This is a genomic window from Citrobacter sp. LJND-P06 (assembly GCF_058188415.1).
In genome coordinates, this window is sequence record NZ_CP187317.1 from 1280138 (window position 1) to 1305978 (window position 25841).

27 protein-coding genes are annotated in these 25841 nt (G+C 56.4%); 24 read left to right on the plus strand and 3 right to left on the minus strand.

Going from position 1 to position 25841, the window contains the following annotated elements; genetic code table 11:
• The first annotated feature begins 3 nt into the window (after nt 1-3).
• The 14 genes from eutT to eutR all read left to right on the plus strand — a co-directional run bounded on the left by eutT (nt 4) and on the right by eutR (nt 13341).
• Nucleotides 4-813: an ethanolamine utilization cob(I)yrinic acid a,c-diamide adenosyltransferase EutT gene (gene eutT / locus ACO7SM_RS06135; RefSeq protein ID WP_490470105.1), complete on the plus strand. Its 810-nt coding sequence runs from the start codon at nt 4-6 to the stop codon at nt 811-813.
• The gene (gene pta, locus ACO7SM_RS06140; RefSeq protein WP_490470106.1) at nt 803-1819 is read left to right on the plus strand and encodes a phosphate acetyltransferase; all 1017 of its coding nucleotides are present in this window, start codon (nt 803-805) and stop codon (nt 1817-1819) included. Before eutT ends, pta begins: the two co-directional genes overlap by 11 nt.
• Before the next feature lie 36 nt (nt 1820-1855).
• Nucleotides 1856-2149 (plus strand): ethanolamine utilization microcompartment protein EutM, encoded by a 294-nt coding sequence (gene eutM, locus ACO7SM_RS06145; protein WP_135324804.1) that lies wholly within the window; start codon nt 1856-1858, stop codon nt 2147-2149.
• Nucleotides 2150-2254: 105 nt separating this feature from the next.
• Nucleotides 2255-2542 (plus strand): ethanolamine utilization microcompartment protein EutN, encoded by a 288-nt coding sequence (gene eutN, locus ACO7SM_RS06150; RefSeq protein WP_276294403.1) that lies wholly within the window; start codon nt 2255-2257, stop codon nt 2540-2542.
• 11 nt (nt 2543-2553) lie between these two features.
• A complete protein-coding gene (locus tag ACO7SM_RS06155; protein ID WP_490470107.1) occupies nt 2554-3957 on the plus strand; it encodes an aldehyde dehydrogenase family protein in 1404 nt (467 codons plus the stop codon).
• Between the two features lie 35 nt (nt 3958-3992).
• A complete protein-coding gene (gene eutJ, locus ACO7SM_RS06160; protein ID WP_490470108.1) occupies nt 3993-4832 on the plus strand; it encodes an ethanolamine utilization protein EutJ in 840 nt (279 codons plus the stop codon).
• Entirely contained in the window at nt 4822-6009 is a 1188-nt protein-coding gene (gene eutG / locus ACO7SM_RS06165; protein WP_490470109.1) for an ethanolamine utilization ethanol dehydrogenase EutG, read from the plus strand. Before eutJ ends, eutG begins: the two co-directional genes overlap by 11 nt.
• A gap of 123 nt (nt 6010-6132) precedes the next feature.
• Nucleotides 6133-7359 carry an ethanolamine utilization protein EutH gene (eutH, locus tag ACO7SM_RS06170; protein ID WP_490470110.1) on the plus strand — a complete coding sequence of 409 codons (1227 nt, stop codon included), beginning with the start codon at nt 6133-6135 and terminating at the stop codon, nt 7357-7359.
• On the plus strand, nt 7356-8759 hold the full coding sequence (eutA, locus tag ACO7SM_RS06175; protein WP_490470111.1) for an ethanolamine ammonia-lyase reactivating factor EutA: 1404 nt from the start codon (nt 7356-7358) through the stop codon (nt 8757-8759). Before eutH ends, eutA begins: the two co-directional genes overlap by 4 nt.
• Before the next feature lie 11 nt (nt 8760-8770).
• Nucleotides 8771-10132 (plus strand): ethanolamine ammonia-lyase subunit alpha, encoded by a 1362-nt coding sequence (eutB, locus tag ACO7SM_RS06180; RefSeq protein ID WP_192613003.1) that lies wholly within the window; start codon nt 8771-8773, stop codon nt 10130-10132.
• Between the two features lie 20 nt (nt 10133-10152).
• Complete coding sequence (gene eutC, locus ACO7SM_RS06185; protein ID WP_490470112.1) at nt 10153-11052, plus strand: ethanolamine ammonia-lyase subunit EutC; 900 nt, start codon at nt 10153-10155, stop codon at nt 11050-11052.
• A gap of 9 nt (nt 11053-11061) precedes the next feature.
• Nucleotides 11062-11721, plus strand: a complete 660-nt coding sequence (gene eutL, locus ACO7SM_RS06190; RefSeq protein ID WP_203360482.1) for an ethanolamine utilization microcompartment protein EutL — start codon at nt 11062-11064, stop codon at nt 11719-11721.
• Nucleotides 11722-11732: 11 nt separating this feature from the next.
• A complete protein-coding gene (gene eutK / locus ACO7SM_RS06195) occupies nt 11733-12239 on the plus strand; it encodes an ethanolamine utilization microcompartment protein EutK (protein ID WP_490470113.1) in 507 nt (168 codons plus the stop codon).
• A gap of 49 nt (nt 12240-12288) precedes the next feature.
• Nucleotides 12289-13341 (plus strand): HTH-type transcriptional regulator EutR, encoded by a 1053-nt coding sequence (gene eutR / locus ACO7SM_RS06200; protein ID WP_490470114.1) that lies wholly within the window; start codon nt 12289-12291, stop codon nt 13339-13341.
• A 71-nt stretch (nt 13342-13412) separates the two neighbouring features.
• Here eutR and hemF read toward each other — a convergent pair whose 3' ends face one another.
• Nucleotides 13413-14312 carry an oxygen-dependent coproporphyrinogen oxidase gene (gene hemF / locus ACO7SM_RS06205; protein ID WP_490470115.1) on the minus strand — a complete coding sequence of 300 codons (900 nt, stop codon included), beginning with the start codon at nt 14310-14312 and terminating at the stop codon, nt 13413-13415.
• Nucleotides 14313-14314: 2 nt separating this feature from the next.
• Nucleotides 14315-15184: an N-acetylmuramoyl-L-alanine amidase AmiA gene (amiA, locus tag ACO7SM_RS06210; RefSeq protein ID WP_490470116.1), complete on the minus strand. Its 870-nt coding sequence runs from the start codon at nt 15182-15184 to the stop codon at nt 14315-14317.
• A 266-nt stretch (nt 15185-15450) separates the two neighbouring features.
• Between amiA and ACO7SM_RS06215 the strand changes: the two genes are divergently transcribed.
• The 4 genes from ACO7SM_RS06215 to yfeX all read left to right on the plus strand — a co-directional run bounded on the left by ACO7SM_RS06215 (nt 15451) and on the right by yfeX (nt 17945).
• Nucleotides 15451-15876, plus strand: a complete 426-nt coding sequence (locus ACO7SM_RS06215) for a GNAT family acetyltransferase (protein WP_490470117.1) — start codon at nt 15451-15453, stop codon at nt 15874-15876.
• On the plus strand, nt 15863-16312 hold the full coding sequence (locus tag ACO7SM_RS06220) for a DUF2919 domain-containing protein (RefSeq protein WP_490470118.1): 450 nt from the start codon (nt 15863-15865) through the stop codon (nt 16310-16312). The genes ACO7SM_RS06215 and ACO7SM_RS06220 overlap by 14 nt, the downstream gene beginning before the upstream one ends.
• Before the next feature lie 60 nt (nt 16313-16372).
• Complete coding sequence (locus ACO7SM_RS06225; RefSeq protein ID WP_490470119.1) at nt 16373-16948, plus strand: RpoE-regulated lipoprotein; 576 nt, start codon at nt 16373-16375, stop codon at nt 16946-16948.
• Nucleotides 16949-17045: 97 nt separating this feature from the next.
• Nucleotides 17046-17945, plus strand: coding sequence for a porphyrinogen peroxidase (gene yfeX / locus ACO7SM_RS06230; protein ID WP_490470120.1), 900 nt, complete (start codon nt 17046-17048; stop codon nt 17943-17945).
• Nucleotides 17946-18073: 128 nt separating this feature from the next.
• Here the strand turns inward: yfeX and murP are convergent, their stop codons facing one another.
• On the minus strand, nt 18074-19498 hold the full coding sequence (murP, locus tag ACO7SM_RS06235) for a PTS N-acetylmuramic acid transporter subunit IIBC (RefSeq protein ID WP_490470121.1): 1425 nt from the start codon (nt 19496-19498) through the stop codon (nt 18074-18076).
• 326 nt (nt 19499-19824) lie between these two features.
• On the opposite strand from murP, the gene ucpA reads away from it, so the two are divergent.
• The 6 genes from ucpA (at nt 19825) to cysM (ending at nt 25774) form a co-directional block, all read left to right on the plus strand.
• The gene (gene ucpA / locus ACO7SM_RS06240) at nt 19825-20616 is read left to right on the plus strand and encodes an SDR family oxidoreductase UcpA (RefSeq protein ID WP_192612991.1); all 792 of its coding nucleotides are present in this window, start codon (nt 19825-19827) and stop codon (nt 20614-20616) included.
• 365 nt (nt 20617-20981) lie between these two features.
• Nucleotides 20982-21998, plus strand: a complete 1017-nt coding sequence (locus ACO7SM_RS06245; protein WP_490470122.1) for a sulfate ABC transporter substrate-binding protein — start codon at nt 20982-20984, stop codon at nt 21996-21998.
• Nucleotides 21999-22832, plus strand: a complete 834-nt coding sequence (cysT, locus tag ACO7SM_RS06250; RefSeq protein ID WP_192612989.1) for a sulfate/thiosulfate ABC transporter permease CysT — start codon at nt 21999-22001, stop codon at nt 22830-22832.
• Entirely contained in the window at nt 22832-23707 is an 876-nt protein-coding gene (gene cysW / locus ACO7SM_RS06255; protein ID WP_276294423.1) for a sulfate/thiosulfate ABC transporter permease CysW, read from the plus strand. The genes cysT and cysW overlap by 1 nt, the downstream gene beginning before the upstream one ends.
• Nucleotides 23697-24794 carry a sulfate/thiosulfate ABC transporter ATP-binding protein CysA gene (cysA, locus tag ACO7SM_RS06260; protein WP_490470123.1) on the plus strand — a complete coding sequence of 366 codons (1098 nt, stop codon included), beginning with the start codon at nt 23697-23699 and terminating at the stop codon, nt 24792-24794. Before cysW ends, cysA begins: the two co-directional genes overlap by 11 nt.
• A 68-nt stretch (nt 24795-24862) precedes the next feature.
• Nucleotides 24863-25774 (plus strand): cysteine synthase CysM, encoded by a 912-nt coding sequence (gene cysM / locus ACO7SM_RS06265; RefSeq protein WP_490470124.1) that lies wholly within the window; start codon nt 24863-24865, stop codon nt 25772-25774.
• Nucleotides 25775-25841 lie beyond the last annotated feature (67 nt).

The following is a 25841-nucleotide window of genomic DNA, read 5'->3' on the forward strand; positions in this document are numbered from 1 at the left end:
TGTATGAAGGATTTCATTACTGAAGCATGGCTGAGAGCGAATCACACGCTCAGCGAAGGGGCTGAAATTCACCTCCCCGTTGATGCTCGCCTGACGCCATCTGCCAGGGAGTTGCTGGAAAGCCGCCACCTGCGCATTAAGTTTCTGGATGAACAAGGAAGTCTGTTTGTCGATGACGACGAGCAGCAACCGCAGCCGGTACACGGTTTGACCAGCAGCGACTCGCACCCGCAGGCGTGCTGTGAGCTGTGCCGTCAGGAAGTGACGAAAAAGCCCGACACGTTGACCCACCTGACGGCAGACAAAATGGTCGCCAAAAGTGACCCACGGCTGGGGTTTCGCGCCGCGCTGGACAGCACCATTGCCCTGACGGTGTGGTTACAAATTGAGTTGCCGGAGCTGTGGCAACCCTGGCTTGCAGACATTCGCTCGCGTTTGGGCAATCTCATGCGCGCCGACGCGATGGACGAACCCCTGGCGGCGCAGTCCATCGTGGGACTCAGTGAGGAACAACTGCACCGGCTTTCTCATCAGCCGCTGCGCTACCTTGACCACGATCACCTGGTGCCGGAAGCCAGCCACGGTCGCGATGCCGCATTACTGAATCTGCTGCGCACCAAAGTGCGTGAAACGGAAGTGGTGGCGGCTCAGGTCTTTATTACCCGCGGCTTCGACGTACTGCGACCGGATATCTTGCAGGCGCTGAACCGGCTCTCGAGTACGGTTTACGTGATGATGATCCTGAGCGTCGCGAAGCATCCGCAGACTGTCAGCCAACTTCAACAGCGACTGGGAGGTGGCAATGATCATTGAACGTTGCCGTGAGTTGGCAAAAAACTCGCCTGCCCGGGTGGTCTTCCCGGACGCGCTGGATGTCCGCGTGTTGAAAGCGGCGCATTACCTGCAACAGCAGGGTCTGGCGCAGCCGATTCTGGTGGCCAGCCCGTTTGAGATGCGCCAGTTTTCCCTGACACACCGTATCGCTATGGACGGGCTTCGCGTCATTGATCCCCACAGCAATCTGCAGATGCGTGAAGAATTTGCGCAGCGTTGGCTGGCGCGGTCTGGAGAGAAAACGCCGCCGGATGCGCTGGAGAAACTCAACGATCCGCTGATGTTCGCCGCCGCGATGGTCAGCGCAGGTAAAGCGGATGTTTGTATTGCAGGCAACCTGTCGTCAACGGCGAACGTACTGCGTGCCGGGTTACGCATCATTGGTTTACAGCCGGGCTGTAAAACGCTGTCGTCCATTTTTCTGATGCTGCCGCAGTACACCGGCCAGCCGTTAGGGTTTGCCGATTGCAGCGTGGTGCCGCAACCGACGGCGGCGCAACTGGCGGACATCGCCATTGCCAGCGCCGATACCTGGCAGGCGATTACCGGCGTTGAGCCGCGCGTGGCGATGCTGTCATTTTCCAGCAACGGCAGCGCCCGTCACCCCAACGTCGCCAACGTACAACAGGCGACGGATATCGTGCGTGAACGTGCGCCGCAGTTGGTGGTGGATGGCGAATTGCAGTTTGATGCCGCGTTTGTGCCGGATGTCGCGGCACAAAAAGCGCCAGCCAGCCCGTTACAGGGGAAAGCCAACGTGATGGTCTTCCCGTCGCTGGAGGCGGGCAACATTGGTTACAAAATCGCACAGCGTTTGGGCGGGTATCGCGCCGTCGGGCCATTGATTCAAGGGCTTGCCGCGCCGCTACACGATCTTTCCCGAGGTTGTAGCGTGCAAGAAATTATCGAACTGGCGTTGGTGGCAGCAGTACCGCGTCAGACTGACGTGAGCCGTGAAAACGCCTCGCACACACTGGTTGTATAAGGTCCCGTTCTGGACCCTTTAAACGAGGAAAACACAATGGAAGCATTAGGAATGATCGAAACCCGGGGCCTGGTTGCACTGATTGAGGCTTCTGACGCAATGGTTAAAGCGGCACGCGTGAAGCTGGTGGGCGTGAAGCAAATTGGTGGCGGCCTGTGTACTGCGATGGTGCGTGGCGATGTGGCAGCCTGCAAAGCGGCGACCGACGCCGGTGCCGCCGCAGCGCAACGTATTGGTGAGCTGGTTTCTGTGCATGTTATTCCGCGTCCGCATGGCGATCTGGAAGAAGTGTTCCCGATCAGCTTCAAAGGCGACAGCAGCGACATGTAATCACCCCATGTGACGTCACAGGCTGGCGTCACTCTCTCTCCTTTTCGCATTGCTCTCTTTGGAGAGCAGGGGGAGGTTTTACCTGAAAATGCCACGGAGGCGGGTATGAAACTGGCAGTCGTCACAGGACAAATCGTTTGTACCGTACGCCATCAGGGCCTGGCGCATGACAAATTGTTGATGGTGGAAATGATTGATTCCCAGGGAAATCCCGACGGACAGTGTGCCGTTGCTATCGACAGCATCGGGGCGGGAAACGGGGAGTGGGTGTTGCTGGTCAGCGGCAGCTCTGCTCGCCAGGCTCATCGTAGCGAAGCGTCGCCTGTCGACCTGTGCGTGATTGGCATCGTCGATGAAGTGGTGGCCGGTGGTCAGGTGATCTTCCATAAATAAGGCAGAAAATCATGAATCAACAGGATATTGAACAGGTCGTCAAAGCGGTGTTGCTGAAAATGAAAGACAGCAGCCAGCCTGAACAGGCTGTTCATGAAATGGGCGTCTTTGCCTCCCTGGATGACGCGGTTGCCGCCGCAAAAGTGGCTCAGCAGGGGCTTAAGAGCGTCGCGATGCGCCAACTGGCCATTCACGCTATTCGTGAAGCAGGCGAAAAACACGCCAGAGAATTAGCGGAACTTGCGGTTTCTGAAACCGGCATGGGACGCGTAGAAGATAAATTTGCCAAAAACGTGGCGCAGGCGCGCGGCACGCCGGGTGTGGAATGTCTGTCACCCCAGGTGCTGACCGGCGATAACGGCCTGACCTTAATTGAAAACGCACCGTGGGGCGTGGTGGCATCCGTCACCCCGTCAACCAACCCGGCGGCGACGGTGATCAATAACGCCATCAGCCTGATTGCCGCAGGTAACAGCGTGGTGTTTGCACCCCACCCGGCGGCGAAAGGCGTTTCGCAACGCGCCATCACCTTACTCAACCAGGCGGTTGTCGCGGCAGGCGGCCCGGAAAACCTGCTGGTCACTGTCGCAAACCCCGATATCGAAACGGCTCAGCGCCTGTTTAAGTACCCGGGCATTGGCCTGCTGGTCGTCACCGGCGGCGAAGCGGTGGTGGATGCCGCTCGTAAACACACCAATAAACGTCTGATTGCCGCAGGCGCGGGGAACCCGCCGGTGGTGGTGGATGAGACCGCCGATCTGGCGCGCGCCGCGCAGTCCATCGTCAAAGGCGCATCCTTCGACAACAACATCATTTGTGCCGATGAGAAGGTGTTGATTGTTGTCGATAGCGTCGCCGATGAGCTGATGCGTCTGATGGAAAGCGAGCTGGCGGTGAAACTGACCACGGCCCAGGCCGAACAGCTTCAGCCAGTGCTGCTGAAAAATGTTGATGAGAACGGCAAAGGCACGGTTAGCCGTGACTGGGTGGGACGTGACGCCGGGAAAATTGCTGCTGCGATTGGCCTGAATGTGCCAGAGCAAACGCGCCTGTTATTCGTCGAAACGCCGGCTACTCACCCGTTTGCCGTCACCGAACTGATGATGCCGGTATTGCCGGTAGTACGGGTGGCGAACGTTGACGAAGCCATTGCGCTGGCGGTCACGCTTGAAGGGGGTTGTCACCATACGGCGGCGATGCACTCGCGCAATATCGACAACATGAACCGGATGGCGAATGCCATTGATACCAGCATTTTCGTCAAAAATGGGCCGTGCATTGCTGGACTGGGGCTGGGCGGCGAAGGCTGGACCACCATGACCATTACCACGCCAACCGGGGAAGGGGTGACCAGTGCGCGCACATTCGTGCGTCTGCGTCGCTGTGTGTTAGTGGATGCGTTTCGCATCGTTTAAGTACCTGCCCATCAGGCTGAACGGAGAAAAAAGAGATGGCGCACGACGAACAACAATGGCTTACCCCACGTTTGCAAAAAGCCGCAGCGCTGTGCAATCAGACACCGGCAAAGAGCGATTCCGCGCTGTGGCTGGGCGTTGATTTGGGCACCTGCGATGTGGTGTCGATGGTTGTCGACAGCGACGGAAACCCGGTGGCGGTCTGCCTCGATTGGGCCGACGTGGTGCGTGACGGCATCGTCTGGGACTTTTTCGGGGCGGTGACCATTGTTCGTCGCCATCTCGATACTCTTGAACAACAGCTTGGCTGCCGGTTTACCCATGCGGCAACCTCGTTTCCGCCGGGCACCGACCCGCGCATCTCGATTAACGTGCTGGAGTCGGCGGGTCTGGACGTCAGTCATGTGCTGGACGAACCGACTGCGGTGGCGGATCTGCTGCAACTGGATAACGCCGGGGTCGTGGATATCGGCGGAGGAACCACCGGGATCGCCATCGTCAAGCGGGGGGTGGTGACTTACTCCGCTGATGAAGCGACTGGCGGGCATCATATTTCCCTGACGCTTGCCGGAAACCGCCGTATTCAACTGGAAGAAGCGGAGCAGTACAAACGCGGCAACGGGGCAGAAATTTGGCCGGTGGTGAAGCCGGTCTACGAAAAGATGGCGGAGATTGTCGCCCACCATATCGAAGGACATGGGATCGCTGATTTATGGCTGGCGGGTGGCTCGTGCATGCAGCCGGGCGTTCATGACCTGTTTCGCAAGCGGTTTCCAGATTTAGCGGTGCATCTGCCACAACACAGTTTGTTTATGACGCCGCTGGCGATTGCCAACAGCGGAAAAGAGAAAGCGGAGGGGATCCATGCAGGCTGAATTGCAGACGGCGCTCTTTCAGGCCTTTGACACCCTGAATCTACAACGGGTGAAAACGTTCAGCGTTCCCCCGGTCACGTTGTGTGGTCTGGGTGCGCTCAGCGCCTGTGGGCAGGAAGCGCAAACGCGCGGGCTGACGCATCTGTTTGTGATGGTCGACAGTTTCCTGCATCAGGCCGGAATGACGGCCGCGCTCACGCGTAGCCTGGCGATGAAAGGCGTGGCAATCACGCTCTGGCCCTGTCCGGTCGGCGAGCCGTGCATTACGGATGTTTGTGCGGCAGTGGCGCAACTGCGTGAGTCAAAGTGCGACGGCGTGGTGGCATTTGGTGGCGGTTCGGTGCTGGATGCGGCGAAAGCGGTCGCTCTGCTGGTCACAAACCCGACACAACCGCTGGCAGACATGACCGCGCAAAGCGCATTGCGTCCGCGGTTGCCGCTGATTGCGGTGCCGACGACGGCAGGAACCGGGTCGGAAACGACGAACGTGACGGTCATCATTGATGCGGTCACCGGGCGTAAACAGGTGCTGGCACATGCTTTTATGATGCCGGATGTGGCGATTCTGGATGCCGCGCTGACGGAAGGCATTCCGTCACACGTGACCGCGATGACCGGGATCGACGCGTTGACGCACGCGGTTGAGGCCTACAGTGCGCTGAACGCCACGCCGTTTACCGACAGTCTGGCGATTGGCGCGATTGCGATGATCGGTAAATCACTGCCGAAAGCGGTCGGCAATGGTCACGATCTGGCCGCGCGGGAGAGCATGCTGCTCGCCTCCTGTATGGCCGGAATGGCGTTTTCCAGCGCGGGGCTGGGGCTGTGTCATGCGATGGCGCATCAGCCGGGTGCGACGCTGCATATTCCGCACGGGCAAGCGAACGCCATGCTGTTGCCCACGGTGATGGGATTTAACCGCATGGTGTGTCGTGAACGATTTAGCCATATCGGACGGGCATTAACCCATAAGAAATCAGACGATCGCGACGCGATCAATGCAGTGAGTGAACTGATTACTGAAGTTGGTCAGACCCAACGTCTCGCCGACGTCGGCGCGCAGCCTTCGCATTACAGCGCATGGGCGCAGGCCGCGCTGGAGGATATTTGTATCAGCAGCAACCCACGAACCGCCACGCAGGAACAGATTATCGAACTGTACGCGGCGGCACAATAAAAGCATACCAGGACGTAGGCCAGATAAGGCGTTCGCGCCGCCATCCGGCAAAACGCGGCATCATTGCCTGATGGCGCTGCGCTTATCAGGCCTACGAAAACCCTGGCAAATGGAGACAAGGCTATGGGAATTAACGAAATCATCATGTACATCATGATGTTCTTTATGCTGATTGCCGCCGTGGACAGGATCCTGTCGCAGTTTGGTGGCTCTGAACGCTTCCTCGGTAAGTTCGGTAAGAGTATTGAGGGTTCCGGCGGTCAGTTTGAAGAAGGGTTTATGGCAATGGGTGCGCTGGGCCTGGCGATGGTCGGTATGACCGCGCTGGCGCCGGTTATGGCGCATGTGCTGGGGCCGGTGATTATCCCGTTGTACGAAATGCTGGGTGCCAACCCGTCAATGTTCGCCGGTACGCTGTTGGCCTGCGATATGGGCGGCTTCTTCCTCGCCAAAGAGCTGGCGGGCGGCGATGTGGCGGCGTGGCTATACTCAGGTTTAATTCTCGGCTCGATGATGGGGCCGACGCTGGTTTTCTCTATTCCGGTGGCGCTTGGCATTATCGAACCGTCTGACCGTCGTTATCTGGCACTCGGCGTGCTGGCCGGTATTGTCACCATCCCTGTCGGCTGTATCGCCGGAGGGTTGATTGCCATGTACTCCGGCGTGGAGATCAACGGCCAGCCGGTAGAGTTCACCTTCGCGCTGATCCTGATGAACATGATCCCGGTATTGATTGTGGCGGTGCTGGTAGCGCTGGGGCTGAAATTTATCCCGGAAAAAATGATCAACGGTTTCCAGATCTTCGCCAAATTCCTCGTAGCGCTGATAACGATCGGTCTGGCGGCGGCGGTGGTGAAATTCCTGCTGGGCTGGGAGCTGATCCCGGGGCTTGATCCTATCTTTATGGCCCCTGGCGACAAACCTGGCGAAGTGATGCGCGCCATTGAAGTTATCGGTTCCATCTCCTGTGTACTGCTCGGCGCTTATCCGATGGTGCTGCTGTTGACCCGCTGGTTTGAAAAACCGCTGATGAGTGTCGGCAATCTGCTGAAAATCAACAATATTGCTGCGGCAGGTATGGTGGCGACGCTGGCGAACAACATTCCGATGTTCGGCATGATGAAGCAGATGGATACCCGCGGCAAAGTGATTAACTGTGCGTTTGCGGTCTCCGCCGCGTTCGCCCTTGGTGACCACTTAGGTTTCGCGGCCGCAAACATGAACGCCATGATCTTCCCGATGATTGTCGGCAAGCTGATTGGCGGTGTGACGGCGATTGGCGTAGCGATGCTGCTGGTGCCAAAAGATGACCCGACAGCGGTTAAAACCGAAGTGGAGGCGCAATCGTGAAAACTCGCCAGCTACTGAGCGTCGGTATCGATATCGGCACCACCACCACTCAGGTGATCTTCTCGCGCCTTGAGCTGGTTAACCGTGCGGCAGTGTCGCAGGTGCCGCGTTACGAATTCATCAAACGCGAAATTAGCTGGCAAAGCCCGGTCTTCTTTACCCCCGTCGATAAGCAGGGCGGGTTACAGGAAGCCGAACTGAAGGCGCTGATTCTGGCCCAGTATCAGGCCGCAGGCATTGCCCCGGAGTCAGTGGATTCCGGGGCTATCATCATCACCGGCGAGAGCGCGAAAACCCGTAACGCTCGCCCGGCGGTGATGACCCTTTCCCAATCTCTCGGCGACTTTGTCGTCGCCAGCGCCGGGCCGCATCTGGAATCGGTGATTGCCGGTCACGGGGCCGGTGCGCAAACCCTGTCTGAGCAGCGTTTGTGTCGCGTATTGAACATCGATATTGGTGGCGGTACGTCGAACTACGCGCTGTTCGACGCCGGGAAAGTGAGTGGAACCGCCTGTCTGAACGTGGGCGGCAGACTGCTGGAAACCAACAGCCAGGGACGTGTTACCTGGGCGCATCAGCCGGGGCAACAGATTGTTGATGCGGTTTTTGGCGCAGGAACAGATGCCCGTGCGCTGACGCTCGCACAACTGGGGCAGGTGGCGCAGCGGATGGCCGATCTTATCGTCGAGGTTATCGACGGTACGCTCTCACCGCTGGCGCAGGCGCTGATGCAAACCGGGCTGCTGCCCGCAGACATGCAGCCTGACGTCATTACGCTTTCCGGCGGTGTGGGGGAGTGCTATCGCAACCAACCTGCCGATTCATTCTGTTTTTCTGATATTGGGCCGCTACTGGCAATGGCGCTGCATGAACATCCGCGCTTGCGTGAGATGAACGTGCAGTTCCCGGCGCAAACCGTGCGCGCCACGGTTATCGGCGCGGGGGCCCACACGCTGTCGCTCTCGGGCAGCACGATATGGCTGGAGGGCGTTGCGCTGCCGCTGCGCAATCTGCCGGTGGCCATTCCTGTAGATGAATCCAGTCTGGTCAACGCCTGGCATCAGGCGCTGATTCAGCTCGACCTCTGCCCGCAAACTGACGCGTATGTACTGGCGCTTCCCGCCTCGCTGCCGGTGCGTTACGCCGCATTACTCACGGTCATCGACGCGCTGTTAGCGTTCGTCGCGCGTTTTCCGAATCCGCATCCCCTGCTGGTGGTGGCCGAGCAGGACTTTGGTAAAGCCCTGGGCATGCTGTTACGCCCACAGTTACAGCAACACCCGCTGGCGGTCATTGATGAAGTGATCGTTCGGGCGGGGGACTATATCGACATTGGTACGCCTCTTTTTGGCGGATCGGTTGTGCCGGTGACGGTGAAATCACTCGCATTTCCTTCCTGAGGGAACGACTTATGAAACTAAAGACCACATTGTTCGGCAATGTTTATCAGTTTAAGGATGTAAAAGAGGTGCTGGCAAAAGCCAACGAACTGCGTTCGGGGGATGTGCTGGCAGGGGTTGCCGCAGAAAGCTCGCAAGAGCGTGTTGCTGCGAAACAGGTGTTGTCGGAAATGACGGTAGCGGATGTCCGCAACAACCCGGTGATTTCCTATGAGGAGGATTGCGTTACGCGTCTGATTCAGGACGACGTCAACGAAACGGCCTATAACCGCATTAAAAACTGGAGCATCAGCGAGCTGCGCGAATACGTGCTGAGCGATGAAACTTCCGTTGATGATATTGCCTTCACGCGTAAAGGCCTGACTTCGGAAGTGGTGGCGGCGGTCGCCAAAATCTGCTCGAACGCTGACCTGATCTACGGCGGCAAGAAGATGCCGGTTATCAAAAAGGCCAACACCACTATTGGTCTGCCGGGCACCTTTAGTTGCCGTTTACAGCCGAACGATACCCGCGATGATGTGCAGAGTATCGCGGCGCAAATCTATGAAGGACTTTCCTTCGGTGCGGGCGATGCGGTGATCGGCGTTAACCCGGTAACGGACGACGTGGATAACTTAAGCCGCGTGCTGGACACCGTTTACGGGGTTATCGACAAGTTCAACATTCCAACCCAGGGCTGTGTGCTGGCGCACGTCACCACCCAGATTGAAGCCATTCGTCGCGGTGCGCCGGGCGGGCTGATTTTCCAGAGTATTTGCGGCAGTGAAAAAGGTCTGAAAGAGTTTGGCGTGGAGCTGGCGATGCTGGATGAAGCGCGTGCTGTTGGCGCTGAGTTCAACCGTATTGCCGGGGAAAACTGCCTGTACTTTGAAACCGGGCAGGGTTCCGCGCTGTCAGCAGGGGCGAACTTTGGCGCCGATCAGGTGACGATGGAAGCGCGTAACTACGGTCTGGCGCGCCATTACGATCCGTTCCTCGTCAACACGGTGGTGGGCTTTATCGGGCCGGAGTATCTCTACAATGACCGCCAGATTATCCGCGCCGGTCTGGAAGATCACTTTATGGGCAAGCTGAGCGGCATCTCGATGGGCTGCGACTGCTGCTACACCAACCATGCCGATGCTGACCAGAACCTCAACGAAAACCTGATGATTCTGCTCGCCACCGCGGGCTGCAACTACATCATGGGCATGCCGCTCGGTGACGACATCATGCTCAACTATCAGACCACCGCGTTCCACGATACCGCGACCGTGCGCCAGTTGCTGAATCTGCGCCCGTCGCCAGAGTTTGAACGCTGGCTGGAAACCATGGGCATTATGGCAAACGGTCGCCTGACCAAACGGGCGGGCGATCCGTCACTGTTCTTCTGATGACGCGGGGATGACACACGATGGATCAAAAACAGATTGAAGAAATTGTACGCAGCGTAATGGCGTCAATGGGACAACCCCAGCCACAGGCATCCGCGCCGTTGCCACAAGCGCAATGCAGCACAACGCAATGTGCAGCCTCCTCTGCGGTGGAAAGCTGCTCAATGGACTTGGGTTCAGCCGAAGCTAAAGCCTGGATTGGCGTTGAGAACCCCAACCGCGCTGATGTGCTGACGGAGCTGCGTCGCAGTACCGCTGCGCGCGTCTGCACCGGTCGTGCAGGCCCACGCCCGCGTACCCAGGCGCTGCTGCGTTTCCTGGCTGACCACTCACGCTCGAAAGATACCGTCCTGAAAGAGGTGCCGGAAGAGTGGGTGAAAGCGCAGGGTCTGCTGGAAGTGCGTTCAGAAATTAGCGACAAAAACCTGTACCTGACTCGCCCGGACATGGGCCGTCGCCTGAGCCCGGAGGCCATTGACGCGCTGAAGGCGCAGTGTCTGGCGAATCCGGACGTGCAGGTGGTGGTTTCCGATGGCCTGTCTACCGACGCCATTACCGCCAACTATGAAGAGATCCTGCCGCCGCTGCTGGCCGGGTTAAACCAGGCGGGTCTGAAGGTCGGCACGCCGTTCTTTGTGCGCTATGGCCGTGTGAAGATCGAAGATCAGATTGGCGAAATTCTCGGCGCGAAAGTGGTGATTCTGCTGGTCGGCGAGCGTCCGGGGCTGGGGCAGTCGGAAAGTCTCTCCTGCTACGCCGTTTATTCACCGCGCGTGGCAACGACCGTTGAGGCTGACCGTACCTGTATTTCCAACATTCACCAGGGTGGCACACCGCCGGTTGAAGCGGCCGCTGTGATTGTAGATTTGGCAAAACGTATGCTGGAGCAGAAAGCGTCCGGCATCAACATGACCCGTTAAGGAGACATCATGCCAGCATTAGATTTAATTCGACCCTCGGTCACCGCCATGCGTGTGATTGCCTCCGTTAACGCTGAGTTTGCACGGGAACTTAAATTACCGCCACATATCCGTAGTCTCGGACTCATCACTGCAGACTCTGACGATGTGGCATATATTGCCGCAGATGAAGCCACTAAACAGGCCATGGTCGAAGTGGTGTTCGGTCGTTCGTTGTATGCGGGCGCCGCACATGGCCCGTCACCGACGGCCGGTGAAGTGATGATCATGCTGGGCGGCCCGAATCCGGCGGAAGTGCGCGCCGGTCTGGATGCGATGGTCGCCAACATCGAAAGTGGAGCCGCATTCCAGTGGGCGAACGATGCCGAAAACACCGCGTTTCTTGCGCATGTAGTGTCGCGTACCGGCTCGTATCTCTCGGCGACAGCCGGGTGTCGACTCGGTGATCCGATGGCCTATCTGGTGGCGCCACCGCTGGAAGCGACATTTGGGATTGATGCGGCGCTGAAATCTGCCGATGTACAACTGGTGACCTACGTGCCGCCGCCGTCAGAAACCAACTATTCAGCGGCGTTTCTGACCGGTAGCCAGGCTGCCTGTAAAGCTGCCTGCAACGCGTTTGCCGATGCGGTTCTGGATATTGCCCGTAATCCAGTACAGCGCGCGTAAGGGAGGTTTCCATGATCAATGCACTGGGATTACTGGAAGTGGAGGGCATGGTCGCCGCGGTTGATGCTGCGGATGCCATGCTGAAAGCCGCCAACGTGCGTCTGCTCAGTCACGAAGTGCTCGATCCTGGCAGGCTTACGCTGGTGGTTGAGGGGGATTTAGCGGCGTGTCGCGCGGCGCTGGATGCCGGATGCGCTGCCGCACAGCGTACAGGCCGTGTTATTAGCCGCAAGGAAATCGGGCGGCCAGATGATGACACCCAGTGGCTGATCGGCAGTTTTAAGCGCCAGCCAACACCCTCTGTGAAACCGAAACAGACGCCAGATGAGCCGGTGGCGTCTGAATCACTGGAGGAATTGCTGGCGCAGTTGGCAACAATACGTCAGGGAATGACGGCAGGGGAGGTGGCGGCGCACTTTGGCTGGCCACTTGAAAAAGCCAGAAACGCGCTGGAGCAGCTCTTTTCTGATGGGACGTTGCGTAAACGCAGTAGTCGCTATCGTCTGAAGAACGAATAACCTGTCGGAGGCGCCGGGGGCTTCTGTGAAGTTCCCGGCTCAAAAGATCATGAAAAAGACCCGTACAGCAAACTTGCATCATCTTTATCATGAAGCGTTGCCCGAAGACGTTAACTTTACGCCGAAGGTCGAGGTGGACGCGGTTCACCAGCGACGGACAACGGATGTTTATGAACACGCCCTGACGATTACTGCCTGGCAGCAGATCTATGATCAGCTAAATCCTGGCAAATTTCATGGCGAGTTCACGGAAATCCTGCTGGATGATATTCAGGTATTCCGTGAATACACCGGTCTGGCGTTACGCCAGTCTTGTCTGGTCTGGCCAAACTCATTTTGGTTTGGTATTCCGGCGACACGCGGCGAACAGGGATTTATTGGGTCGCAGTGCATTGGCAGCGCGGAGATCGCAACCCGCCCGGGGGGAACCGAATTTGAATTGAGCACGCCGGATGATTACACCATTCTTGGGGTGGTCATTTCCGAAGAGGCCATTACACAACATGCGAACTTTTTACATAACCCGGAACGGGTGCTGCATATGCTGCGCAACCAGTCAGCGCTGGAGGTAAAAGAACAGCATAAAGCGGCGCTGTGGGGGTTCGTACAGCAGGCGCTGGCGACCTTTAGCGAGAATCCTGGCCATCTGCATCAGCCCGCTGTGCGTAAAGTGCTGCGGGATAATTTGTTGTTGGCGATGGGGACGATGCTGGAAGAAGCGCAGCCGATCATCACGGCGGAGAGCATCAGCCATCAGAGCTATCGACGGTTACTGTCGCGCGCGCGGGACTATGTGATGGAAAATATGTCAGAGCCGCTGACCGTCCTGGATTTGTGCAATCAACTGCATGTGAGCCGTCGTACGCTGCAAAACGCCTTTCACGCGATTTTAGGCATTGGGCCGAACGCGTGGTTGAAGAGGATCCGTCTGAATGCGGTGCGTCGTGAGTTGATAAGCCCCTGGTCGCAAAACGTCACGGTGAAAGACGCCGCGATGCAGTGGGGGTTCTGGCATTTGGGGCAATTTGCCACCGATTATCAGCACCTGTTTGCTGAGAAACCGTCGCTGACGCTGCACCAGCGGATGCGGGAGTGGAGGTAGTGGCGCTTCGCTTATCAGGCCTACAAAGCCAGACCCCGTAGGCCGGATAAGGCGAAGTCGCCATCCGGCAATCACACCCACTCGCGTACCTGAATAAACTCGCTTAAGGCGGCTTCCGGGCTGTCGGCTTCTGGTTGCCAGTCATATTCCCAGCGAACCAGCGGCGGCATCGACATCAAAATGGATTCGGTGCGCCCGCCGGTTTGCAAACCAAACAACGTTCCTCTGTCCCACACCAGATTGAATTCCACGTAGCGCCCGCGACGATAGAGCTGGAAGTTCCGCTCACGTTCGCCCCAGGTCATCGTTTTGCGGCGCTCGACGATCGGCAGGTACGCATCGCTATACCCTTTACCGACTGCTTGCATAAAGGCAAAACAACGGTCGAAATTCGGCGTGTTCAGGTCGTCAAAGAACAGCCCGCCAATACCGCGCTGTTCGTTGCGGTGTTTGAGGAAGAAGTAGTCGTCGCACCATTTTTTATAGCGCGGATAAACGTCATCGCCGAACGGCTGGCATACGTCACGCGCCGTGCGGTGCCAGTGAAGGGCATCCTCTTCAAAGCCGTAGTAGGGCGTGAGATCAAAGCCTCCGCCAAACCACCAGACCGGATCCGCACCGGGTTTCTCTGCAATGAAAAAACGCACGTTGGCATGGCTGGTTGGAATGTACGGGTTCAGCGGATGTACCACCAGCGAGACACCCATCGCTTCAAAACTGCGCCCCGCCAGCTCAGGCCGATGTGCTGTGGCGGATGCGGGCATGGCATCGCCGTGAACATGGGAAAAATTGACGCCCGCCTGTTCAAATATTCCACCGCTGCGCAACACCCGGCTGCGTCCGCCGCCACCCGCTTCACGCTGCCAGTTGTCTTCAACGAAGCTGGCGCCATCGACCGCTGACAATTGCTGGCAAATGTCATCCTGCAAACTCAGCAGGAACTGTTTCACGCGTTGTGCATCGGGTTTCATGGTTAACGTTTCTTCGAGTGGGCTTTCTGGTTATCGAACCAGTGAAAATAGCTGATCACGCCGTTGGCGATGGCGGTGGCAATTTTTTGCCGGAATGCGGCTGTGCCCAACAGGCGTTCCTCTTCCGGATTGGTGATAAAAGAGGTTTCAACCAGCACCGACGGAATTGACGGTGATTTTAGCACCACGAACGCGGCCTGCTCTGTACTGCGCGTATGCAGACGATGCACGGGTTTGATCTTCCTGAGAATATGCGATCCCAGCGTCAGGCTGTTTTTAATGGTGTCCGTCTGTACCAGGTCGAAAAGCACCTGCTGCAACAGATGATCTTTGTCGGTGGTTTTTTTGCCCGCGACTTCATCGGCCCGGTTCTCGCGATCGGAAAGGTATTTCGCCATGGCGCTACTGGCGCCGCGATTGGAAAGTGCGAAAACAGACGCGCCAGCGGCAGACGGGTTGGTAAAGCCATCGGCGTGAATGGACATGAACAGGTCAGCGCCGTGTTTGTGGGCAATCTCAACGCGATCGTATAGCGGAATAAACGTGTCGCCGCTGCGGGTTAAACGCGCATCAATTCCCTGACCGCGCAAGATTGAACGGACGTTTTTGGCAATAGCCAGTACGACGTGTTTCTCTTTCGAACCGTTACGACCAATGGCGCCAGTGTCGATTCCACCGTGTCCGGGGTCGAGCATTACAACACGTCTGGCCCCTGCTTTTTTAGCTTTCGGCGTACTGTGACCGTTACTGGTTTTCAGTGGTTCTTCTTTGGCGATGGCGTTTGACATGCCTGACAGCGTCAGGGCAGCCAGCCCAGCTTTCAGCACCTGGCGGCGCGATGTGAGAGTTTTTAGTGGTTTAAAAGTGCTCATACGGCCTGAGTTGTAATAAATATAAGTTCCAGATGTACCCGTCATACTTCACGTTGCATGTACGTTGGCGACGAATGATTCCGGGTATGTATATCGTATCGCGTAATCCGTTACGACTGTTCAGGATGAGAATTGTTTTACGTTTCATTTCAATACGTGACAATGCGCTATTATGCCATTTTTTTCACCGCTTCGCGTCAGATATTGGCTAAATCAGACGATCGCGCCATAATCACAGTTTTTAACCCTAAAAGGTAACTCATCCCATGGAGATACGCGTTTTCCGCCAGCAAGATTTCGAAGAGGTAATCACTCTCTGGGAGCGCTGCGATCTGTTGCGTCCATGGAACGATCCGGAAATGGATATCGAGCGCAAGGTGAACCATGACGTCAGCTTGTTCCTGGTCGCTGAGGTGAACGGCGAAGTTGTCGGCACGGTGATGGGGGGATACGACGGGCATCGCGGCTCGGCGTATTATCTTGGCGTGCACCCGGAGTTTCGCGGTCGCGGTATCGCCAATGCGTTGCTGAACCGACTGGAGAAAAAGCTGATTGCCCGCGGCTGCCCGAAAATTCAGATAAGGGTGCGGGACGAAAACGACGTCGTGCTGGGCATGTATGAGCGCCTGGGCTACGAGCACAGCGACGTGCTGAATTTGGGTAAGCGTTTGATTGAAGATGAAGAGTATTGAGTTTCATCCCGGCGACTATGACAGTCACGGACGTTTACGCCTGCCTTTTCTGTTCTGGTGCGTTTTGCTGCTACAGGCGCGCACCTGGGTCTTGTTTGTGATTGCGGGTTCATCGCGTGACCAGGGCAATACGCTGCTTAATCTGTTTTATCCCGATCATGATTCTTTTTGGCTGGGGCTCATCCCTGGCGTACCCGCCGTGCTGGCGTTTTTACTCAGCGGGCGGCGCTTTGCGTTTCCGGTTTTGTGGCACAGATTTCGCGCGCTGTTGATTTTAGCCCAATCGGTTCTGCTGTGTTGGCAACCGATATTGTGGTTGATGGGGGAGCCGGTCAGCGGCGTCGGCCTGGCGCTGGTCGTCGTGGATATCATCGCCCTTATCTGGCTGGTGACCCACCGGCGTTTACGCGCCTGCTTTGCCATTGAAAAAGAATAACGGCACTTTTTAACGAAGCCGGACTCCAATCAACGTTGATTAATAAAGAAAGGAAGTGAGATGAAATCGCTGCGTTTGCTTTTATGTGCGATGCCGCTGGCGCTGACCGGCTGTTCGACGCTCTCGTCTGTGAACTGGTCTGCCGCAAATCCGTGGAACTGGTTTGGCTCATCGACAGAAGTCACCGAACAAGGCGTTGGGACATTAACGGCATCCACCCCGCTTGATGAAAATGCCATTGCCGATGCGCTGGATGGTGACTATCGCCTGCGTAGTGGGATGAAAACGGATAACGGCAATGTTGTACGTTATTACGAGGCGATGAAGGGTGACCAACTGGCGATGGTGATCAACGGCGACCAGGGAACCATTAGCCGGATTGCTGTATTAGACCGTGAGATCCCGGCTCACACTGGCGTTGAGATCGGTACGCCGTTTAGCGACCTTTACAGTAAGGCCTTCGGCAACTGCGAGCTGGCGTCTGGTGACGACAGCAATGCCGTTGAGTGTAAAGCGCAAGGAAGTCAGCACGTTAGCTATGTTTTTTCTGGCGAGTGGAGCGGCCCAGAAGGGTTGATGCCCTCTGATGACACGCTGAAAAACTGGACGGTGAGCAAAATTATCTGGCGTCGTTAATTTGCGTCTGAACAAACCGCCCCGCAGAAAAAACGGTTACAATAGCCCCCATCAATAATGCCACCCAGTCGTGGCATTCTCATATTCAGGAGGAATAATGTCTCAGGTTCAGAGTGGCATTTTGCCAGAACATTGCCGTGCGGCGATTTGGATTGAAGCCAATGTTAAAGGGGAGGTTGATGCCCTGCGTGCGGCGAGCAAAGCGTTTGCCGACAAACTGGCGACCTTCGAAACAAAATTCCCGGATGCGCATCTGGGCGCCGTTGTGGCTTTCGGCAACAACACCTGGCGCGCCCTCAGCGGCGGCGTGGGTGCAGAAGAGCTGAAAGATTTTATCCCTTACGGTAAAGGTCTGGCGCCGGCCACGCAGTACGACGTGCTTATCCATATTTTGTCCCTGCGCCATGACGTGAATTTCTCCGTTGCGCAGGCAGCGATGGAAGCCTTTGGTGACTGCATTGAAGTGAAAGAAGAGATCCACGGTTTCCGTTGGGTAGAAGAGCGTGACCTCAGCGGCTTTGTCGATGGGACTGAAAACCCGGCTGGCGCTGAAACGCGCCGTGAAGTTGCAGTCATTAAAGACGGCGTTGATGCGGGCGGCAGCTATGTGTTCGTGCAGCGTTGGGAGCACAACCTGAAGCAGCTCAACCGCATGAGCATCCACGATCAGGAGATGATGATTGGCCGCACCAAAGAAGCCAACGAAGAGATCGACGGCGACGATCGCCCAGAGACGTCTCACCTGAGCCGCGTGGATCTGAAAGAGGATGGCAAAGGGCTGAAAATTGTCCGTCAGAGTCTGCCGTACGGGACGGCCAGCGGTACACACGGTCTCTATTTCTGTGCCTACTGCGCACGTCTGTACAACATCGAACAGCAGTTGCTGAGCATGTTTGGCGACACCGACGGCAAACGCGATGCCATGTTGCGTTTCACCAGACCGGTCACCGGCGGATATTATTTTGCACCGTCTCTGGATCGTTTGCTGGCGCTGTAAGGCGTTAGTTATTTTGCCAGTAGTGAAAGGCCAGTCAGTGATGTCACTGACTGGCCTTTTTGTTATTCACGTTTCAGCGTAGCGCGGGCAGTAAAACTGAGGGCAACGCATCAGGTGACTCTCACTTTTTAATCCAGATTCACGTTACGACAGCCAAAGAGAACCGTAAAAATAAATCCGGCAATGTATGAAACCAGCATACCGCCTGCATACACCGCCATTGCAGGGAGGATGCCTTGCGCGGAGGTCATTAAGGGCAGAGCTACCAGACCGGAGGGACCAAAGGCGCTGTTTAACCCCATCGGCAGACCGGACCAGGCCACCAGACCGATAAACAGACCACCGGCAGCGCCGCCGAAGCAGGCGGTGATAAAAGGTTTCATTCGCGGTAATGTGACGCCATAAATCAGCGGTTCGCCGACGCCGAGTAAGCCTGGAATGATCGCACCGCGAACCTGACTGCGTAACGTGCTGTGTTTTTCTGCCCGCCAGTAGAGCGCCAGCGCGGCGCCGACCTGACCCGCGCCCGCCATGGAAAGAATCGGAAACAGGCTGTTAAAACCCTGACTGCTCATCAACGCCAGATAGACGGGAATAAAGCCCTGATGGACGCCAAAGACGACCGAAATCAGAAAAAGCCCGGCAAGGACGGCACAACCCAGCGGGTTGCTGTTGAGATGAATAAAGAGCCACGACATCCCTTCGAACAGCCATCCGCCCAGCGGCATAATCACCAGATACGCCAGGATAGCCGTGATCACCAGGGTGAGCATGGAGGTCAACAGCATATCCAGATCGTCAGGCATAAAACGGCGAATCAGACCTTCAATGCGTGCGCTGGCCCAGGCGGCGATCAGCACGCCAATAATGTTGCCACGCGGGTCTATCGTCAGTCCGAAGAAATCCTGAAGACCGGAGTAATAACCCGTGGTGGCGCCTGGGTTGTATCCCAGCAAGAACAGCGAGGCGATGATTGCGCCGTTAACCCCTGTGCCGCCAAATGCTTGCGCGGCGTTATAACCAATCAGGATGACCAGAAAGGTAAAGAGGCCTTTGCTGAAAACCTTCATAAAGTTCAGCGCATCGGCAAGCGTGCCGGTGGCATCGGCCGGGACGTGCATCACGGTGCCGATGAGCGTCGCAATCCCGAGTAGCAGACCCGCGGCAATAAAGCCGGGGATCAGCGGGGTGAAAATAGTGGCAAACGTTGACAGAAATTGCTGAATCCCGGATGTCTGCTTCGCTTTAATCTGGCGTTTGTTCTGCGCCGCGATTTCCGCAGCCTGCGGTGTTACTGTTTCGCCAAGCAACACCTTCATCGCATCTGCCGCGCGTTGTGCTTTACCCGGGCCAAAAATGACCTGCACCTGGTCATCAGAGATAACGACGCCTTTTACGCCCTCCAGCGTTTTAATGGCGGGATCCACCAGACTGCTGTCATGCACCGACAGCCGCAAGCGGGTCATGCAGTTGCCGCATTTGGCAATGTTAGCCGCGCCGCCGACCTGGTCGAGGATGCGATTCAGGAGTTCATTACTGATGTCTTTTGCCATTCGCGTTATTCCTCACAAGCGCAGTGAGCGCCTTCGGTAATCATCTTCTCAAATTGCATGATGTGTGTTTCCTTACAGGTTCGTTGTTACCCAGGCGAATAACTGGAATCATATATTTCATAGAATTAAACACAATGTGAATCATTGCATCCCTGCGCATAATCGAACGCAGTGGCCGTTGAATAAACCGCAGGGGAAATAGCGTGCTGATTTTTTACTTAAGATTTACCTGAATTAGTGAGCTGTTCCGCAGCACTTATTTGTTATTGCTGTATTTTCAGTGTTAATGGAGTGTATGGCTCTGTATTCAAATGGAGAACATTGAAATGGGTAAACTCACGGGTAAAACAGCACTGATTACGGGCGCGTCTCAAGGTATCGGCGAAGGGATCGCCAGAGTGTTTGCCCGCCATGGCGCGAACTTAATTTTGTTGGACATCTCCGATGAGATTGAAAAACTGGCGGATGAGCTGGGGGGACGCGGCCATCGTTGTACGGCGGTTCATGCTGATGTCAGGGATGCTGCTTCTGTTGCCGCCGCCATTGCCCGCGCGAAAGCGACGGAAGGTAAAATTGATATTCTTGTCAACAACGCAGGCGTTTGCCGGTTAGGTAACTTTCTCGACATGAGCGAGGAAGACCGGGATCTACATATTGATATCAATATTAAAGGTGTCTGGAACGTCACCAAAGCCGTACTGCCCGAAATGATCGAGCGTAACGACGGTCGCATCGTGATGATGTCTTCCGTGACGGGCGATATGGTTGCTGACCCAGGCGAAACCGCCTATGCCTTATCCAAAGCGGCGCTGATCGGCCTCACCAAATCACTGGCCGTGGAGTTCGCGCAGTCGGGAATTCGTGTAAATGCTATCTGCCCAGGCTACGTGCGCACCCCAATGGCGGAAAGCATTGCCCGGCAGTCCAATCCGGACGATCCCGAATCCGTGCTGACCGAGATGGCGAAAGCGATCCCAATGCGCCGCCTGGCGAGCCCGCTTGAAGTCGGTGAACTTGCGGCCTTCCTCGCCTCCGATGAATCCAGTTACCTGACGGGCACGCAAAACGTCATTGACGGTGGCAGCACGCTGCCGGAAAGCGTCAGCGTCGGAGTCTGATTAACGCCCAGAACCTCCTCACCGTCGGTGGGGAGGTGTTCCCTTATTCTCTTTTCAACTTTCAAATCATCAAACGGTATATAAAACCGTTACTCCTTTCACCTTAGTTATAAATATGATGGCAAATAGAAAGAGTCTGACCCATTAGGCTATTTTATTTGGCATTTTGGACCCCGGGCAGTGCTCAGACAAAACTCATCGAGTTTTGAACGCCCTTCAGGGCGGCCCGGAAGGGGAGCGTAGCGAATAATCCTCACGTACTCTGTGTACGCTCCGGTTCTTGCGCGCTGTCCGTGTCCAAACTGCCTGCAACAATTACACCTAATGGGGCAGGCTCTACGTCATTAAATTTATAAGGGTGCGCAATGGCCGTTAACTTACTGAAAAAAAGAACCCTGACGCTGGTAGCAAGTCTGTTACTGGCCACGCAGGCGCAGGCAACGGAACTGCTGAACAGTTCATACGATGTCTCCCGCGAGCTGTTTGCCGCCCTGAACCCGCCGTTTGAACAGCAATGGGCGAAAGACAACGGCGGCGACAAACTGACGATTAAACAATCTCATGCCGGGTCATCAAAACAGGCGCTGGCGATTTTGCAGGGCCTGAAAGCCGATGTCGTCACCTACAACCAGGTCACGGATGTGCAGATCCTGCACGATAAAGGCAAGCTTCTCCCGGCGGACTGGCAAAGCCGTCTGCCAAATAACAGTTCGCCATTCTATTCAACCATGGCGTTCCTGGTGCGCAAGGGCAACCCGAAGAATATTCACGACTGGAACGACCTGGTGCGAACGGATGTGAAACTGATCTTCCCGAACCCGAAAACTTCCGGTAATGCGCGTTATACCTACCTGGCGGCCTGGGGTGCGGCGGATAAAGCCGATGGCGGCGATAAAGCCAAAACCGAGCAATTCATGACCCAGTTCCTGAAGAATGTTGAGGTGTTTGACACCGGCGGTCGCGGCGCAACCACCACGTTTGTTGAACGCGGACTGGGCGATGTGCTGATCACGTTTGAGTCGGAAGTGAACAACATTCGCAAACAGTATGAAGCGCAGGGTTTTGAAGTGGTGGTGCCGAAGGTGAATATCCTCGCTGAGTTTCCCGTGGCGTGGGTAGATAAAAACGTGCAGGCCAACGGTACTGAGAAGGCGGCGAAAGCGTATCTGAACTGGCTCTACAGCCCTGAAGCGCAGACCATCATTACTGATTTCTACTACCGCGTGAACAACCCGGCGGTGATGGACAAGCTGAAAGACAAATTCCCGCAAACCGAACTGTTCCGCGTGGAAGATAAGTTTGGCGGCTGGCCTGCGGTGATGAAAACCCATTTTGTCAGCGGCGGTGAACTGGACAAACTGCTGGCGGCGGGGCGTTCGTAAATGTTAGCCGTCTCCTCCAGACGCGTGCTGCCCGGCTTTACCTTAAGTCTGGGCACCAGCTTGCTGTTCGTCTGCCTGATTTTGCTGCTGCCGCTCAGCGCGCTGGTGATGCAACTTTCTGAGATGAGCTGGGCGCAGTACTGGGAAGTGATCACCAACCCGCAGGTGGTTGCGGCCTATAAAGTCACGCTGTTGTCGGCCTTTGTGGCGTCGATTTTTAACGGTGTGTTCGGCCTGCTGATGGCGTGGATTTTAACCCGCTATCGCTTCCCCGGGCGCACATTGCTGGATGCGTTGATGGATCTGCCGTTTGCCCTGCCAACGGCGGTCGCGGGCCTGACGCTGGCGTCGCTGTTTTCGGTCAACGGTTTTTACGGCGAGTGGCTGGCGAAGTTTGATATCAAAGTCACCTATACCTGGCTCGGTATTGCGGTGGCGATGGCGTTTACCAGCATTCCGTTTGTGGTACGTACGGTGCAACCGGTTCTGGAAGAGTTAGGCCCGGAATACGAAGAAGCGGCAGAGACGCTCGGTGCGACCCGCTGGCAGAGCTTTCGCAAAGTGGTGCTGCCGGAGCTCTCTCCGGCGCTGGTGGCAGGCGTGGCGCTCTCCTTCACCCGCAGTCTGGGTGAATTCGGTGCAGTGATTTTTATCGCGGGCAATATCGCGTGGAAGACCGAAGTGACATCGCTGATGATTTTTGTTCGCTTGCAGGAGTTTGATTATCCGGCGGCGAGCGCGATTGCGTCGGTTATCCTGGCCGCGTCGTTGTTACTGCTGTTTTCGATTAACACTCTGCAAAGTCGCTTTGGTCGACGTGTGGTAGGTCACTGATGGCGGACGTTACTCAATTAAAACGCTATGACGCGCCCCGCATTAACTGGGGGAAATGGTTGCTGATTGGCGCGGGCATGTTGGTGTCCACGTTTATTTTGCTGGTGCCGATGATTTATATCTTCGTGCAGGCCTTCAGCAAAGGACTGATGCCGGTATTACAGAACCTGGCCGACCCGGACATGCTCCACGCCATCTGGCTGACCGTGCTGATTGCATTGATTGCCGTGCCGGTCAACCTGGTGTTCGGCGTGTTGCTGGCGTGGCTGGTGACGCGCTTTAACTTCCCGGGTCGCCAACTGCTGCTGACGCTGCTGGATATCCCGTTTGCCGTCTCGCCAGTGGTCGCCGGTCTGGTGTATCTGCTGTTCTACGGCTCTAACGGGCCGCTGGGCGGCTGGCTGGATGAGCACAACCTGCAAATTATGTTCTCCTGGCCGGGCATGGTGCTGGTCACTATCTTCGTCACCTGCCCGTTTGTGGTACGTGAACTGGTGCCGGTGATGCTAAGCCAGGGGAGCCAGGAAGACGAAGCGGCGATTTTACTCGGTGCCTCCGGCTGGCAAATGTTTCGCCGCGTGACGCTGCCGAACATTCGCTGGGCGCTGCTGTACGGCGTGGTGCTGACCAACGCCCGTGCGATTGGCGAGTTTGGTGCAGTGTCGGTGGTTTCCGGTTCGATTCGTGGTGAAACCCTGTCGCTGCCGCTACAGATTGAATTACTGGAGCAGGACTACAACGCCGTCGGCTCCTTTACCGCTGCCGCGTTACTGACGCTGATGGCGATTATTACCCTGTTTTTGAAGAGCATGTTGCAGTGGCGCCTGGAAAATCAGGAAAAACGCGCGCAACAGGAGGAAAATCATGAGCATTGAGATTGCCAATATTAAGAAGTCTTTTGGTCGCACCCTGGTGCTGAACGATATCTCACTAGATATTCCTTCAGGTCAAATGGTGGCTCTGCTGGGGCCGTCCGGTTCTGGAAAGACCACGCTGTTACGGATTATCGCCGGGCTGGAACATCAGTCCAGCGGCCATATTCGCTTCCACGGGACGGACGTCAGCCGCCTGCATGCGCGCGATCGTAAAGTCGGTTTCGTGTTCCAGCATTACGCGCTGTTCCGCCATATGACCGTATTCGACAATATCGCTTTTGGCCTGACGGTGCTGCCGCGTCGTGAGCGCCCGAATGCGGCGGCAATTAAAGCGAAAGTGACAAAATTGCTGGAGATGGTGCAACTGGCGCATCTGGCAGACAGGTATCCGTCGCAGCTTTCCGGCGGGCAGAAACAGCGCGTGGCGCTGGCGCGCGCGTTAGCCGTGGAACCCCAAATTCTGTTGCTTGATGAACCGTTTGGCGCGCTTGACGCGCAGGTACGCAAAGAGTTGCGTCGCTGGTTGCGTCAACTGCATGAAGAGCTGAAATTCACCAGCGTCTTTGTGACGCACGATCAGGAAGAAGCCACCGAAGTGGCAGACCGCGTGGTGGTGATGAGTCAGGGCAATATTGAGCAGGCCGATGCGCCGGATCAGGTATGGCGTGAACCGGCGACCCGCTTCGTCCTGGAGTTTATGGGTGAGGTGAACCGCCTGCGGGGGACAATCCGCGGCGGGCAGTTTCACGTTGGCGCGCACCGCTGGCCGTTGGGCTATACGCCAGCGTATCAGGGGCCAGTCGATCTGTTCCTGCGCCCGTGGGAAGTGGACATCAGCCGTCGCACCAGCCTTGACTCACCGTTGCCAGTACAGGTGCTGGAAGCCAGTCCGAAAGGCCACTACACCCAATTAGTTGTGCAGCCTTTGGGGTGGTACAACGAGCCGCTGACGGTGGTGATGCAGGGTGACGATGCGCCCGTTCGCGGCGAGCGCCTGTTCGTTGGGTTGCAAAATGCGCGGTTGTATAACGACGAACAACGCATCGAAACGCGCAAAGCGGAGCTTGCTCTGGCTGAATCGGCCTGATAGGTTAATTCGTATGTTTATCGGCCGGGTAAGCGCAGCGCCACCCGGCTTTTTTATGAGCAGAAAACGTGAATACATTAGAACAAACCATCGGCAACACGCCGCTGGTTAAATTACAACGTCTGGGGCCGGACAACGGCAGCGAAATTTGGCTCAAACTGGAAGGCAATAATCCGGCGGGCTCGGTAAAAGATCGCGCCGCGTTATCGATGATTGTCGAGGCGGAGAAGCGGGGCGACATTAAACCCGGCGACGTGCTGATTGAAGCAACCAGCGGCAACACCGGAATTGCACTGGCGATGATTGCGGCGCTGAAAGGCTATCGCATGAAACTGTTAATGCCGGACAACATGAGTCAGGAACGACGCGCCGCCATGCGTGCCTACGGTGCTGAGCTGATTCTGGTCACCAAAGAACAGGGGATGGAAGGGGCGCGGGATTTGGCGCTGGAAATGGCGAATCGCGGTGAAGGCAAACTGCTGGATCAGTTTAACAATCCGGATAACCCGTACGCGCACTACACCACTACCGGCCCCGAAATCTGGCAGCAAACGTCCGGGCGGATCACCCATTTCGTCTCCAGTATGGGGACGACCGGCACCATTACCGGCGTGTCGCGTTTTCTGCGTGAACAAGAGAAACCGGTGACGATTGTCGGGTTGCAGCCTGAAGAAGGCAGCAGTATTCCGGGTATTCGTCGCTGGCCGGCAGAATATATGCCGGGGATTTTTAACGCTTCGCTGGTGGATGAAGTATTAGATATTCATCAGGACGACGCTGAAAACACGATGCGTGAACTGGCGGTGCGTGAAGGCATTTTCTGCGGCGTCAGCTCCGGCGGTGCGGTGGCGGGGGCGCTGCGCGTGGCGAAAGCGAATCCGGGTACTGTCGTCGTGGCGATCATCTGCGATCGCGGCGATCGCTATCTGTCGACTGGCGTCTTTGGCGAAGAGCATTTCAGCCAGGGATTAGGGATATAGCTTGTAGGCCTGATAAGCATAGCGCCATCAGGCAAACATACGGCACGATCGCCGGATGACGACGTAA

Bases quoted from the DNA above. Each gene is read 5' to 3' on its own strand.
- cysW (WP_276294423.1), top strand. From the start codon at position 22,832: ATGGCGGACGTTACTCAATTAAAACGCTATGACGCGCCCCGCATTAAC.
- eutT (WP_490470105.1), top strand. From the start codon at position 4: ATGAAGGATTTCATTACTGAAGCATGGCTGAGAGCGAATCACACGCTC.
- eutL (WP_203360482.1), top strand. From the start codon at position 11,062: ATGCCAGCATTAGATTTAATTCGACCCTCGGTCACCGCCATGCGTGTG.
- ACO7SM_RS06245 (WP_490470122.1), top strand. From the start codon at position 20,982: ATGGCCGTTAACTTACTGAAAAAAAGAACCCTGACGCTGGTAGCAAGT.
- ACO7SM_RS06215 (WP_490470117.1), top strand. From the start codon at position 15,451: ATGGAGATACGCGTTTTCCGCCAGCAAGATTTCGAAGAGGTAATCACT.
- ACO7SM_RS06225 (WP_490470119.1), top strand. From the start codon at position 16,373: ATGAAATCGCTGCGTTTGCTTTTATGTGCGATGCCGCTGGCGCTGACC.
- eutB (WP_192613003.1), top strand. From the start codon at position 8,771: ATGAAACTAAAGACCACATTGTTCGGCAATGTTTATCAGTTTAAGGAT.
- eutN (WP_276294403.1), top strand. From the start codon at position 2,255: ATGAAACTGGCAGTCGTCACAGGACAAATCGTTTGTACCGTACGCCAT.
- eutR (WP_490470114.1), top strand. From the start codon at position 12,289: ATGAAAAAGACCCGTACAGCAAACTTGCATCATCTTTATCATGAAGCG.
- murP (WP_490470121.1), bottom strand. From the start codon at position 19,498: ATGGCAAAAGACATCAGTAATGAACTCCTGAATCGCATCCTCGACCAG.
- yfeX (WP_490470120.1), top strand. From the start codon at position 17,046: ATGTCTCAGGTTCAGAGTGGCATTTTGCCAGAACATTGCCGTGCGGCG.
- pta (WP_490470106.1), top strand. From the start codon at position 803: ATGATCATTGAACGTTGCCGTGAGTTGGCAAAAAACTCGCCTGCCCGG.
- eutK (WP_490470113.1), top strand. From the start codon at position 11,733: ATGATCAATGCACTGGGATTACTGGAAGTGGAGGGCATGGTCGCCGCG.
- ACO7SM_RS06155 (WP_490470107.1), top strand. From the start codon at position 2,554: ATGAATCAACAGGATATTGAACAGGTCGTCAAAGCGGTGTTGCTGAAA.
- eutJ (WP_490470108.1), top strand. From the start codon at position 3,993: ATGGCGCACGACGAACAACAATGGCTTACCCCACGTTTGCAAAAAGCC.
- hemF (WP_490470115.1), bottom strand. From the start codon at position 14,312: ATGAAACCCGATGCACAACGCGTGAAACAGTTCCTGCTGAGTTTGCAG.
- cysT (WP_192612989.1), top strand. From the start codon at position 21,999: ATGTTAGCCGTCTCCTCCAGACGCGTGCTGCCCGGCTTTACCTTAAGT.
- cysA (WP_490470123.1), top strand. From the start codon at position 23,697: ATGAGCATTGAGATTGCCAATATTAAGAAGTCTTTTGGTCGCACCCTG.
- eutH (WP_490470110.1), top strand. From the start codon at position 6,133: ATGGGAATTAACGAAATCATCATGTACATCATGATGTTCTTTATGCTG.
- amiA (WP_490470116.1), bottom strand. From the start codon at position 15,184: ATGAGCACTTTTAAACCACTAAAAACTCTCACATCGCGCCGCCAGGTG.
- eutM (WP_135324804.1), top strand. From the start codon at position 1,856: ATGGAAGCATTAGGAATGATCGAAACCCGGGGCCTGGTTGCACTGATT.
- eutG (WP_490470109.1), top strand. From the start codon at position 4,822: ATGCAGGCTGAATTGCAGACGGCGCTCTTTCAGGCCTTTGACACCCTG.
- ucpA (WP_192612991.1), top strand. From the start codon at position 19,825: ATGGGTAAACTCACGGGTAAAACAGCACTGATTACGGGCGCGTCTCAA.
- eutC (WP_490470112.1), top strand. From the start codon at position 10,153: ATGGATCAAAAACAGATTGAAGAAATTGTACGCAGCGTAATGGCGTCA.
- ACO7SM_RS06220 (WP_490470118.1), top strand. From the start codon at position 15,863: ATGAAGAGTATTGAGTTTCATCCCGGCGACTATGACAGTCACGGACGT.